General features: G+C 66.0%; 10 protein-coding genes and 1 pseudogene. 8 read left to right on the forward strand and 3 right to left on the reverse strand.

The genetic code is table 11. From position 1 onward, the window contains the following. Nucleotides 1-5 precede the first annotated feature (5 nt). Together trpD and EP380_RS10890 are read right to left on the reverse strand one after the other, a co-directional pair. Entirely contained in the window at nt 6-1,025 is a 1,020-nt protein-coding gene (gene trpD / locus EP380_RS10885; RefSeq protein ID WP_127598575.1) for an anthranilate phosphoribosyltransferase, read from the reverse strand. Between the two features lie 9 nt (nt 1,026-1,034). Next, nucleotides 1,035-2,921, reverse strand: coding sequence for a SurA N-terminal domain-containing protein (locus tag EP380_RS10890; protein ID WP_127598577.1), 1,887 nt, complete (start codon nt 2,919-2,921; stop codon nt 1,035-1,037). Nucleotides 2,922-3,067: 146 nt separating this feature from the next. Between EP380_RS10890 and tpiA the strand changes: the two genes are divergently transcribed. From tpiA to EP380_RS10915, 5 genes are all read left to right on the forward strand, one after another. Continuing rightward, nucleotides 3,068-3,832, forward strand: a complete 765-nt coding sequence (tpiA, locus tag EP380_RS10895; RefSeq protein WP_127598579.1) for a triose-phosphate isomerase — start codon at nt 3,068-3,070, stop codon at nt 3,830-3,832. A 163-nt stretch (nt 3,833-3,995) separates the two neighbouring features. Next, nucleotides 3,996-4,388, forward strand: a complete 393-nt coding sequence (gene secG / locus EP380_RS10900; protein WP_106569361.1) for a preprotein translocase subunit SecG — start codon at nt 3,996-3,998, stop codon at nt 4,386-4,388. Between the two features lie 212 nt (nt 4,389-4,600). Beyond that, nucleotides 4,601-5,455, forward strand: coding sequence for a L,D-transpeptidase (locus EP380_RS10905; RefSeq protein ID WP_338036299.1), 855 nt, complete (start codon nt 4,601-4,603; stop codon nt 5,453-5,455). A 137-nt stretch (nt 5,456-5,592) separates the two neighbouring features. Next, nucleotides 5,593-7,221, forward strand: coding sequence for a CTP synthase (locus tag EP380_RS10910; protein WP_106569359.1), 1,629 nt, complete (start codon nt 5,593-5,595; stop codon nt 7,219-7,221). Nucleotides 7,222-7,326: 105 nt separating this feature from the next. Continuing rightward, a complete protein-coding gene (locus EP380_RS10915) occupies nt 7,327-8,499 on the forward strand; it encodes a TMEM43 family protein (RefSeq protein WP_238719825.1) in 1,173 nt (390 codons plus the stop codon). Nucleotides 8,500-8,614: 115 nt separating this feature from the next. Here the strand turns inward: EP380_RS10915 and EP380_RS10920 are convergent. Continuing rightward, a pseudogene (locus tag EP380_RS10920) lies at nt 8,615-9,493 on the reverse strand (D-alanyl-D-alanine carboxypeptidase family protein); the annotation flags it as partial. Between the two features lie 309 nt (nt 9,494-9,802). Between EP380_RS10920 and EP380_RS10925 the strand changes: the two are divergent. The 3 genes from EP380_RS10925 (at nt 9,803) to EP380_RS10935 (ending at nt 11,902) form a co-directional block, all read left to right on the forward strand. Then, nucleotides 9,803-10,729 (forward strand): VOC family protein, encoded by a 927-nt coding sequence (locus EP380_RS10925; protein WP_164749828.1) that lies wholly within the window; start codon nt 9,803-9,805, stop codon nt 10,727-10,729. After that, nucleotides 10,726-11,559: a 3-deoxy-8-phosphooctulonate synthase gene (kdsA, locus tag EP380_RS10930; protein WP_106569356.1), complete on the forward strand. Its 834-nt coding sequence runs from the start codon at nt 10,726-10,728 to the stop codon at nt 11,557-11,559. Before EP380_RS10925 ends, kdsA begins: the two co-directional genes overlap by 4 nt. Nucleotides 11,560-11,698: 139 nt before the next feature. After that, complete coding sequence (locus EP380_RS10935) at nt 11,699-11,902, forward strand: dodecin family protein (RefSeq protein WP_106569355.1); 204 nt, start codon at nt 11,699-11,701, stop codon at nt 11,900-11,902. The last annotated feature ends 48 nt before the right edge of the window (nt 11,903-11,950 follow it).

Consider the following 11,950-nt stretch of genomic DNA (forward strand, 5'->3'; position numbering starts at 1 on the left):
CGCCGTCAGCCGGCCGCGCGGTTCGAGACCGCCACAAGCCGCTCCAATGTCTGCCGCGCCTTGCCGCTGTCGATCGCCTCGGCTGCGCGCGCCACACCGTCACGCAGCGTATCGGCGATGCCGGCCACGACCAGCGCGGCGGCCGCGTTGATAAGCACGATGTCGCGATAGGCCGTCTTTTCGCCGTCGAGCACCAGACGCAACGCCATGGCGTTGTGCTCGGCGTCGCCGCCCTTCAGCTGCTTGAAATCGACCCGCGCCAGTCCGACATCTTCCGGCGCGACAGTGAAGGTCGAGATCGCCCCGTCCTTGAGCGCGGCAACCTTGGTCTCGCCGGCCGTGGTGATTTCGTCGAGCCCGTTGCCATGCACCACCCAGGCCGCCTGCGAGCCGAGCGCCTTGAGCACCTCGGCCACCGGCTCGACCCATTGCGGCGAAAACACGCCGACCATCTGGCGCTTTACCCCGGCCGGGTTGGACAGCGGTCCCAACAGATTGAAGATCGTGCGCGTGCCCAGCTCCACCCGCGCCGGGCCGACATGCTTCATCGCGGCATGGTGTTTCGGCGCGAACATGAAACCAATGCCGGCCTCGCGAATACAGGCAGCGATCTCGGCCGCCCCGATATCGATATCGATGCCGAGCGCGGCCAGCGTGTCGGCCGCGCCCGAACGCGAAGACAGCGCGCGATTGCCATGCTTGGCGACCGGCACCCCGGCCGCAGCCACCACCAGCGCCGCGCATGTGGAGATGTTATAGGAGCCGGAGGCGTCGCCGCCTGTGCCGACGATGTCGATCGCATCATCCGGCGCCGAAACGGGAAGCATTTTTGCACGCATCGTGGCGACCGCACCGGAAATTTCCGGAACGGTTTCCCCACGCACCCTCATCGCCATCAAGAAACCGCCCATCTGGGCCGGCGTGGCGTCGCCCGACATGACGATGTCGAAAGCCGCGCGCGCTTCCTCGAAGGTCAGGGCCGCCCCGCCGGCGACCTTGGCGATATAGGTCTTGAAGTCACTCATCGCCGGCGCTCAAAAACTTAGAGCCTGCTGGATCGCGGCCTGGTTGACCGTGACCCCGTACTCGTCGCGCAGCTTGGTCACCAACTGGTCGAGCAGGTCGTCGGCAAGGCCGGTGCGGAAGTTCTCGCGGTTTTCCGGCGGCACCGATTCGGCGCTGGCGCCGGCCGGCTCGAAGACTTCCACAACCTTGAAAAGGATCTGCGCATCGCCGGTCGGCGCGGCGACCGTCCCGACCCCGCCGGGGGCGACGCCGTAGACCGCGGCGACACCTGCAGCGCCGAAATCGGCGTCTTCGGCGCCGCGACGCAACCCGCGCTTGGTCTGCTTTTCCAGCGCAAGCTCGCCGGCGATCTCGTCGAGAGAGGCACCGTCCGCGACGCGCTTTTCCAGTTCCTTGGCCCGGGTGGAGAGCCGGTCGTCGCGTTCGGCCGCGCGCCAGTCGGCCACCACCTCGTCGCGCACCTCGTCCAGAGAACGCTCGCGGCGCGGCGTGATCGTGTCGACCTCGTAGAACACGAACCCGCTCGCCCCCAGCGAAAGCGGCGGGTTCTCCACGCCGGCCTCGGTCTCGAACGCCTCGCGCAGCATGTCGCGCGACTGCGGCAGATCGTTGACAACCGTACCGTCCGGCGTCCGGCCCGTACGGTCGACGGCCTCGACCGTCACCATTTTCAGGCCAAGCTTTTCGGCCGCTTCGGCCATGGTCGCACCCGAAGCGCGCGCATCCTCGTAGCCGTCGTGAACGTCGAACAAAACGTCTCCGGCTTCGGCGAGCGCCAGTTCCATGCGGATCTTGTCGGCGACCTCCTCGAAGGGCTGGACCTTTTCCTCCTCGATCTCGGTCACTCGCAGGATCACCGGCCCGAACGCGCCTTCGACGATGCCGCTGATTTCGTTTTCGGCAAGTCCGAAAGCCGCCTCCGCGACCGCCGGATCGGCGACACGCGACTTTTCCAGCGTTCCGAGCTGCACGTCGAGCATCGATTTGCCTTCCGCCGCCACCGTCTCCTCGAAGGTGGCGCCGCCGCGAATCCGGTCGAGCGCGATCTGCGCGGCCTCGGTATTGGCGAACACTACCTGCTCGATGGTGCGCCGTTCCGGCGTGGTGTAGGAGGCGATGTTGGTCTCGTAGTCTTGGCGCACCTGGTCGTCGGCGATCGCGCGCGGGTCGGCGATGTCTTCCGGCTCCAGCTTCACATAGGTGAGCTTGCGGTATTCCGGCGCCTCGTAGCGGATCTTGTTGTCCTCGAACCAGGCCGCCAGCACGTCGTCGGACGGATCCTCGATCGGCTCGACCAGGGCAGGGGGCAGCACGATCATGTCGACGGTGCGATCCTCGCCCTGATAGAGCGCCACCGCCTTCAAGAACGTGTCGGGCACGCTCATGCCGTCGGAAACCGCCTCCACGATCTGCTGGCGGATGGCGACCTGCTCGCGATTGCGGATATAATCCTCCGGCCGCATGCCGATCTGCTGCAGCACGAATTCGAACTGGCGTCGGTCAAAAGTCCCGTCGGGACCGCGAAAAGCCGGATCCTCGGCCGTCAGCAGCGCCAGCCGGTCCTGGGAGAGGCCGAGCCCCATCTCGCGCGCCTGTTCGTCGAGCACCGCACCCGCCACGAGCTGGGCCAGCACCTGGGCGTCGACACCGAGCGCGATCGCCTGTTCGCGCGTGATGCGCGAGCCGAAACGCTGCGACAGCACGGAAAGCTGTCGGTCGTAGGCAAGCCGGTAGTCGAGCGCCGACACGGTGGTCTCGCCGGCGGTGACCACCGTGGAGGACGGTCCGCCGGCGATCTGGCCGGAAATGCCCCAGACCGCGAAACTCAGAACGAGCAGCAGAAGCAGGAGCTTCGCAATCCAGGTGCCGGCGGCTTTTCGCAGAGAATCGAGCATGACTTTTCCAGAATTCGTCGCACCGCCGAGGCGGCGCCTTCCTGAGGCGAAGCAAATAACGCCCTTCGCCACCAGTGTCGATTGCTTTATGGCCGCAATTTGCTAGGGAAACCGCTCGTTTGGTGACGTGTGAAGGATAAGCGCCCATGACCGATGGAATCCGCCCGCTCGTGGCAGGCAATTGGAAGATGCACGGCAGCGGCGCCGCGCTCGGCGAATTGCGGGCGATCGGCAACGGGTTCCTGCACGGGCTGGACGCCGACGTTGAGGCCCTGGTCTGCGTGCCGGCGACCCTGCTGTCGCGCGCTCACGAAATCGTGTCGCGCACGCCGGTGACTGTCGGCGGCCAGGACTGCCACGCCAAGGCGAGCGGCGCCCACACCGGCGACATCGCCGCCGAAATGCTCAAGGACGCCGGCGCCTCGCATGTCATTGTCGGCCATTCCGAGCGCCGCACCGACCATGGCGAAACCGATTCGCAAGTCGCCGACAAAACCGAAGCCGCCTGGCTCGCCGGCCTGGTCGCGATCGTGTGCATCGGCGAAACCCGAGCCGAGCGCGAGGCGGGCCAGACCCTCGACGTCTTGTCGCGGCAGATCGTCAATTCGGTGCCGGAGGGCGCCAAGCCGTCGAACACGGTCGTGGCCTACGAGCCGGTCTGGGCGATCGGCACCGGGCTGACGCCATCCGTTGCCGACATCGCCGAGGCCCACGCCCATATTCGTCGCCAGCTTGCCGACCATATCGGCGCGGACGCCGCGCGCATGCGCCTTCTTTACGGCGGCTCGGTCAAGCCGGCCAACGCGGCCGAACTGCTGTCGATCGACAATGTCGACGGGGCGCTGGTCGGCGGAGCAAGCCTCAAGGCCTCCGACTTCCTGGCGATCGCGGAAGCCTATCAATCGTTTTGAACGCCCGGCCGGCATTCTGCGGGGCCGATCGTTGAACGCCGCGGCGCCAGGGTCCATATGGCAGACAGAGCCATTAGGCCCGAAAGGCTTGGAATGGCCGCAAAAGGCGTGTAAGGAGCCGCGTCCCCGGGGCGACCTGGCTCAAAACCTGCGGAACTGATTCATGGAAACCGTCCTTATCGTCATTCACCTGATGGTCGTGCTCGCGCTGGTGGGGCTCGTCCTCATGCAGCGCTCGGAGGGCGGCGGTCTGGGAATCGGCGGCGGCTCCGGCTTCATGACCGCGCGCGGGGCGGCGAATGCGCTGACCAGGGCGACCGGCATCCTGGCGGCCGCCTTCTTCGCGACGTCCCTGGCACTGACCGTGCTGGCCCGTTACACAGAACAGCCGATCGACATTCTCGACCGCCTGCCGCCACAGTCGGGCGAGCAGGATGGCGGCAACGGCAGCGGCGCCGGCGTCCTCGACCAGCTCGGCGGCGATGACGCGCCCGCCCCGCCGGCCGATGCCGGCACGGCCCAACCCGCCGCACCGGCGGTCCCCGACGCCGAATAGGCCCGAGAGACGCCGTGATAGCGGGCGACGCGCGCCAAGCCGCACGACGCCCGCCGGTCCCAGTCGTGAAATCCCGTTGAAAACCCCGCTCGGTGTTCGACAGGCGCGCGCTTGAGCGTCCACCCGGCTTGGCGTTATGATCGAAACATCGGGCGATCCGCATGTCGCGGAGCCGCGCGATGATCGGTACGGATCGCCAACGGGGTCGAATCATGATCGCGAAACGTTTTCTTGTGGCAGCATGCGGCGCGTTGCTGGGTCTTGCCGTTGTCGGCAGCGCCAGTGCGGAATCCAATTTCCGTCCGGAACAGTGGGAGAAGCTGGAAAAGCCGGTGCAACCGGCCAAGCCGCGCCAGCGCGCGGCGTCGACCAGCCAAAAAAATCTCGTCGCCAAGCAGCGCAAGGCCGACAGGAACGACGCCCGGACCGCCTCGGCCTCGGAAGTGGCGAAGACCGGCAACAACGGCGAATTGCGCAGTCACGGCGACGGCAAGGGCAAGCTGTTCGGTTCGCTGTTCGGTGACGACAGCAGCCTGTTGCCGCAGACCCGGGCCCTCGACGCGGTGCTGGAAAAGCAGCAGAACGGCCGCAAATTCAAGGTAAAATCCGATTTCGAGCCGCAAATCGTCGCATATTCTGGTTACAAACGCGGCACAATCGTCATCGATACGTCGAAACGCTATCTCTATCTGGTCGAATCGGGCAGCACCGCGCGCCGCTATGCGATCGCGGTCGGGCGCGAGGGACTGGAATTCAAGGGCAGGGCCACGATCGGCGACAAACAGGAATGGCCGCGCTGGATCCCCACCCAGGCCATGCAGAAACGCGAGCCCAAGAAATACGGCCAATACAAGGACGGCATGCCCGGCGGCCCCAACAACCCGCTCGGCGCGCGCGCGCTTTATCTCTATGACGGCAAGAAGGATACCCATGTGCGTATCCACGGCACCAACCAGCCGCAGACCGTGGGCACCAATTCCTCAAACGGCTGTTTCCGCATGATCAACGACCATGTGATGGATCTGTACCGCCGGGTCGGGATCGGTGCACAGGTCGTCGTTCTTTAGAATCAGAGACTTGATTGGAATTTCCCAAAAGGCTCCGCCGCAGCGGGGCCTTTTGGCGCGAACGGGCTGAGGAAAATCGGGACAAGGCGCTTTTTCCGCTGGCGGAATCGCAATCCGAACGTTAAGCCCTGACTCCCATGGCGCGATATGTATTCATCACTGGCGGCGTGGTTTCTTCCCTCGGAAAAGGCATCGCCGCGGCGGCTCTGGGAGCCCTTCTGCAGGCACGCGGTTACCGCGTGCGCATCCGCAAGCTCGATCCCTATCTGAACGTCGATCCCGGCACGATGTCGCCTTACCAGCACGGCGAGGTGTTCGTGACCGATGACGGGGCGGAGACCGATCTCGATCTGGGCCACTACGAACGCTTCACCGGGCGCTCGGCCAACCAGCAGGACAACATCACCACCGGCCGCATCTACAAGAACATCATCGAGAAGGAACGGCGCGGCGACTATCTCGGCGCGACTGTGCAGGTGATCCCGCACGTCACCGACGAGATCAAGAATTTCGTGCTGGAGGGAAATGACGACTACGATTTCGTCATTTGCGAGATCGGCGGCACGGTCGGCGATATCGAGGCGATGCCGTTTCTGGAGGCGATCCGCCAGCTCGGCAACGACCTTCCGCGCGGCGGGGCGATCTATATTCACCTGACGCTGATGCCGTGGATTCCGGCCGCCGGCGAGCTGAAGACCAAACCGACCCAGCACTCGGTCAAGGAGCTGCGCTCGATCGGCATTGCGCCCGATATCCTGCTGGTGCGCGCCGACCGCCAGATCCCGAAGGAAGAGCGCCGCAAGCTGTCGCTGTTTTGCAACGTGCGCGAAACCGCCGTGATCCAGGCGCTCGACGTCAAGCATATTTACGACGTGCCGATGGCCTATCACCACGAAGGACTCGACAGCGAGGTTCTGGCCGCGTTCGGCATCGACCCGGCGCCGAAACCGCGCATGAAGCCGTGGCAGGACGTGTCGGAACTGATCCACAATCCCGAGGGCGAGGTCACGATCGCGATCGTGGGCAAATATACCGGCCTGAAGGACGCCTACAAGTCGCTGACCGAGGCCTTGTCGCATGGCGGCATGGCCAACAAGGTGCGCGTCAAGCTCGACTGGATCGAGAGCGAGGTCTTCGAGCGCGAAGATCCCGCGCCGTTCCTGGAGAAGGTTCACGGCATCCTGGTGCCGGGCGGCTTCGGCGAACGCGGCGCGGAAGGCAAGATCCTTGCGGCGAAATTCGCCCGCGAGCGCAAGGTCCCCTATTTCGGCATTTGCTTCGGCATGCAGATGGCTTGCATCGAGGCCGCGCGCTCGCTCGCCGGCATCGACGAGGCATCGTCGAGCGAATTCGGTCCGACCAGCGAACCGGTGGTCGGGCTGATGACCGAATGGCTGAAGGGCAATCTGCTCGAAAAGCGCCAGTCGGCCGGCGACCTCGGCGGCACGATGCGGCTGGGCGCCTATAAAGCCACGCTTTCGGCCGGAACCCGGATCGCCGGGATCTACGGCGACACCGAGATTTCCGAGCGCCACCGCCATCGCTACGAGGTCAATATCGACTATCGCGAACGGCTGGAGGCGCACGGGCTCGTGTTCTCGGGCATGTCCCCGGACGGCGTCTTGCCCGAAACGGTCGAATATCCCGACCATCCCTGGTTCATCGGCGTGCAGTACCATCCCGAGCTCAAGTCGCGCCCGCTGGAGCCGCATCCGCTGTTTGCCTCCTTCATCGGCGCCGCGGTGGAGCAAAGCCGGCTGGTCTAGCCCGGTCCGGACGCGGCTTCATCCGACATCGTCCGGTTTGCCCCGGCGCGGCATTCGCGGCACAATGGTGTGGGGCGAGAAATCGCGGTGTGGGGGAATGAAGCCGTGAGCGACAGCTATCGGGAAGTGACGCGAACCTCGTGGTTCGGGCGTATCGGCAATTCGATCGGCGGTGTCGTCTTCGGCCTGCTGTTGATCCTCGCCATGATCGTCGGCCTGTTCTGGAACGAGGGCAGGGCGGTCCAGACCGCCCGTTCGCTGGCCGAGGGCGCCGGTATCGTCCTATCGGTCGAGGCCGGCACGGTTTCGCCGGCCAACGAGGGCAGGCTGGTTCACGTCACCGGCCGCGTGACGGCCGAGGAGGAACCGGCCGATCTCGCCTTCGGCATCAGCGGAGCCGGCATCCGCCTCGAACGCAGCGTCGAGATGTATCAATGGCGGCAGAACGCCAGTTCGGAGACGAAAAAGGAACTCGGCGGCGGCGAAGAGACCGTCACCACCTACACGTACGAGCGCGGCTGGTCAGCGCAAGCCATCGATTCGGGCGGCTTCAAGAAGCCCGAGGGCCACCAGAACCCAGCCATGCGCTATCGCAGCGAGGATTTTCAGATTGCCGCCGCCAAGCTCGGCGCCTTCGATCTCGACGCCCAGGTCTTGGGCCGCATCGGTGGCGGCCAGGACGTGCCGATCACGCCCGGCCTGATGCCCTCGATCACGCGCGCCTTCACCGGCAGCGAGCCGCTGTCGATCGCCGATGGCCGCCTCTATCTGGGCGAAGACCCCGCCGCACCGCAAATCGGCGACTACCGCGTCGGTTATCGGCTGGTGCCGCTCGGCGCCGTCAGTCTCGTCGCGCGCCAGAGCGGATCGGGCTTTTCGCCATACCAGACCCAGGCCGGCGACCGGCTGTTGATGGTCGAAACCGGCACGGTCGCTCCGGAGCAAATGTTCGCCGACGCCGTCACCGGCAACACGGTCCTGACCTGGGTGCTGCGGATCGGCGGCCTGGTCCTGCTGATGGTCGGCTTTTCCCTGATCATGCGCCCGCTCGGCGTGATCGCGGACGTGATTCCCTTTCTCGGCAATCTGGTGCGCATGGGCACCTCGGCAGTGGCGTTCGTGCTCGCCGTGCTGATCGGCTTCGCGACGATCGCGATCGCCTGGTTCTGGTACCGGCCATTGCTCTCGCTGGTGCTGATCGTGATCGCGGTGGCGCTCGCCTGGGCCTTCGGGCGCGCCGGCAAGAAAAAGGCGGCCGCCGAACAGGCCTCGGCTTAGGCCCGTTCCGGGCCAAGCGGCGGCCGGTTCGCCGTTCGCAAACGCGTTGGGACAAAGAAGCCGATCCGAGGTTCCGTGAAAAGCAGTCCGGCTCTGGAGCCAATCCCGATTACGGGCGCGCGATTGCGATGCGGCCCTGGCCGCGCCGCGAGCGTGCTTTCGGCAGATAGGCCTCGATCAACTCGGCCATGTGGGCGTTGCGCGCGCGCGCGGTCTTTTCGCCCATCACCACGGCGACGACACGCCGGCCGTCCCGGTCGACAGATGTCGCCAGGTTAAAGCCCGAGGCGCGCGTATAACCGGTCTTGATGCCGTCGGCGCCGCGCACCGTTTCCAAAACCTTGTTGTGGCCGCGGATGGTCTTGCCGCGATAGGCGAAGCTGGTCAGCGAGAAATAGGGATAATAGGCGGGGAAACGCCTCCTGAGTGACATGCCGAGCTTGGCCATGTCGCGCGCGGTGGTGCGCTGGCGCGAATCCGGCAGGCCGGACGCGTTGCGGAACACCGTGCCGACCATGCCGAGCTGGCGCGCCTTGGCCGTCATCATCGCAGCGAAACGCTCCTCGGTTCCGCCCAGAAACTCCGCCACCGCGGTGGCGACGTCATTGGCCGATTTGGTCGCCAGCGCCCTTATCGCGATGTCGGCCGGCACCGGCTGACCGGCCTTGAGGCCGAGCTTGGAGGGCGGCCGGCTGGCGGCATAGGCCGAGACCGGGATCGGCGTGTCGCGGCTCACGCGGCCCTGTTCCATCGCCTCGAACAAGAGATAAAGCGTCATCATCTTGGTCAGCGAGGCCGGGTAGCGGGCGGAATCGGCATTGCGCGCGAAAAGCACGCGCCCGTCCTGCGCATCGACCACGATCGCGGCATATTTCGGCGACGAGGAGGAGGTCGAGCTCGGCACCGCCGTGCGCAGCGTTTCCGACGTCGAACAGGCCGTAACCAGCAGCACCAGGCACAGGCTGAAAACGCCCCTGCCAAGTGCGGTCAGGATTTTTGCGTCCTTGTACCCACCGCGACCCGGCTGCCACGCCACGGCCTTGCGCCATTCACCCCACGATCCGACCATATACCCACGCCCATCTTCTTCCCCAATCCCGGCGGACCATGCCACGCCAGGCTTTCCCAAGGCTATTCACATCACATGCGATTGCAACCGCGACGCCGGCAAATCTGGAGCCCGTCCATGCGCTGAGGGAACGAATGCGGTCGTTGCCGGAGATCGTGCGGACGCAGTCGCCAGACGCGGCAAGCCGGCCGGGACCGACTTGCACCGCGCGCCCAGTTGAGGCAGATGGGCGCTATGTCCGCTCCCTCATCCGCGCTATCGCTCGATCACCTGGTGCTGCCGACGGCCGATCTGGAGACCGCCAGCGCCCGCCTCTGCGCCCTGGGCTTCACCGTCGCGCCGCAAGGCACCCATCCGTTTGGCACGGTGAACCGCTGCGTCTATTTTTCGGATGGTTGTTTTCTGGAGCCGCTCGCCATCGGCGATCGGGACCGGTGCATCGCCGCGATCGCCGACGGCAATGTGTTCGTGGCCCGCGACGAGGCCTTTCGGCGCGCACGCGGCCAGGAGGGTTTTTCCGCCATCGTGTTCGCCACGGCGGATGCCGAGGCCGACCACGCGCGCTACGTCTCGGGCGGCATGTCGCCGGGAAAACCGCTTTTCTTCACCCGCCCCTTCCTCGACGCCGACGGCAAGGCGGGCGAGGCGAGTTTCAGGCTCGCCTTCGCCACCATCGCCGGGCTCGCCGAGCCGTTCTTCTTCGCCTGTCAGCGTATCGGCGTCCCGGCCGTCGACCGCACGGCGCTGGAAGCCCATGAAAACGGCGCTCGCGGCCTGGCCGGCGCGGTCGTGGTCGCCGACGACACGGTCTCGGTCCGCGATGCGATCGCCAGGATCGCCAAGGTCGGCAACGGCACGGAGCCTGACGCGGAGGCGGCCGCGCTGGTACTGTCGAACGCCGCGATCGACGTGATGCGGCCGGACGCCTATCGCCGACGCTTCGGCGCGGAGCCCGACTGCGGACGTGCCGGTTTTGCGCTGATACGCGTGGCGGTCGACGCCATCGACGTCGTCCGCGCGCTTCTGACAAGTCGCGGCATCGCCAATCGCCTCGTCGGCGCCGGCCTGTTTGTGCCACGCGCGGCTGGGCAGGGCGCCGACATTCTTTTTGAAGCCGGGCCGCGCGAAGCCGGCTCCACCGAGACCGGAACAGCATCATGACGCCCAATCGAAGAATCACCCTCGACAGCGGCGCCGTCTTCGCCAACGACGCGCCGCTGGCGCTGATTGCCGGTCCCTGCCAGCTCGAAAGCCGGCAACACGCCTTCGACATGGCCGGCGCACTCAAGGAACTGACCGCCGGGCTCGGGCTCGGCTTCGTCTACAAGACCAGCTTCGACAAGGCCAACCGGACCGCGCTGACCAGCACGCGGGGCGCGGGCCTCGACGCCGCCCTGCCGATCTTCGCCGACCTGCGCTCGGAACTCGGCATCGCGGTTCTGACCGATGTCCACACCGCCGAACAGTGCGCGCCGGTGGCCGAGGTGGTGGACGTGCTGCAAATCCCGGCCTTCTTGTGCCGTCAGACCGATCTCCTGGTCGCGGCCGCGCAAACCGGTAAGATCGTCAACGTCAAGAAAGGCCAGTTTCTCGCCCCCTGGGACATGAAGAACGTCGTCTCCAAGGTCACGGGCTCGGGCAATCCCAACGTGCTGGTGACCGAGCGCGGGGCATCCTTCGGCTACAACACGCTGGTCTCCGACATGCGCGCCCTGCCGATCATGGCCGAGACCGGCGCTCCGGTGATTTTCGATGCCACCCATTCGGTCCAGCAGCCGGGCGGGCAGGGCGCCACCTCCGGCGGCGAGCGGCGTTTCGTGGCGACGCTGGCGCGCGCGGCGGTTGCCGTCGGCGTGGCGGGGGTGTTCATCGAAACCCACCAGGACCCCGACAACTCGACCTCGTCGGACGGGCCGAACATGGTGCCGCTGAAGGACATGCCGGCACTGCTGGAGCAGCTGATCGCGCTCGACCGGATCGCCAAGGGCTGACCCTCACGCGCGCCGGTTTCAAAACGGACCCGTCGCACGAACTCTAAGGTTTTGTCGGCAAAGCCGATTTTGGCGAAACCCGGTTCCGCCACCCCGTCCGATACTCTAGACTCGCCCCGGTTCATTCAAGGAGGCATCCATGTCAGTCGCACGCGTCACCGAAATCACCGCATCGTCCGAAAAGAGCTTCGACGACGCCGTCGAAAAGGGCATCGCGCGCGCGGTCAAGACGCTGAAACACGTCACCGGCGCCTGGATCCAGGAACAGAAGGTCACCGTGGAGGACGGCAAGATCGCCGCCTATCGGGTCAACATGAAAGTGACCTTCATCCTCAAGGACTGAGGCCGCGGCACGCCGGGCGGCCACAAGCCGCCGCCCGGCGTGCGCACT

The organism is Nitratireductor alexandrii (assembly GCF_004000215.1).
GTDB classification, from domain to species: Bacteria; Pseudomonadota; Alphaproteobacteria; order Rhizobiales; family Rhizobiaceae; genus Mangrovimarina; species Mangrovimarina alexandrii.

Coding starts and splice junctions, on each gene's coding strand:
- trpD (WP_127598575.1), bottom strand. CDS start 1,025: ATGAGTGACTTCAAGACCTATATCGCCAAGGTCGCCGGCGGGGCGGCC.
- EP380_RS10935 (WP_106569355.1), top strand. CDS start 11,699: ATGTCAGTCGCACGCGTCACCGAAATCACCGCATCGTCCGAAAAGAGC.
- EP380_RS10910 (WP_106569359.1), top strand. CDS start 5,593: ATGGCGCGATATGTATTCATCACTGGCGGCGTGGTTTCTTCCCTCGGA.
- secG (WP_106569361.1), top strand. CDS start 3,996: ATGGAAACCGTCCTTATCGTCATTCACCTGATGGTCGTGCTCGCGCTG.
- kdsA (WP_106569356.1), top strand. CDS start 10,726: ATGACGCCCAATCGAAGAATCACCCTCGACAGCGGCGCCGTCTTCGCC.
- EP380_RS10890 (WP_127598577.1), bottom strand. CDS start 2,921: ATGCTCGATTCTCTGCGAAAAGCCGCCGGCACCTGGATTGCGAAGCTC.
- tpiA (WP_127598579.1), top strand. CDS start 3,068: ATGACCGATGGAATCCGCCCGCTCGTGGCAGGCAATTGGAAGATGCAC.
- EP380_RS10905 (WP_338036299.1), top strand. CDS start 4,601: ATGATCGCGAAACGTTTTCTTGTGGCAGCATGCGGCGCGTTGCTGGGT.
- EP380_RS10925 (WP_164749828.1), top strand. CDS start 9,803: ATGTCCGCTCCCTCATCCGCGCTATCGCTCGATCACCTGGTGCTGCCG.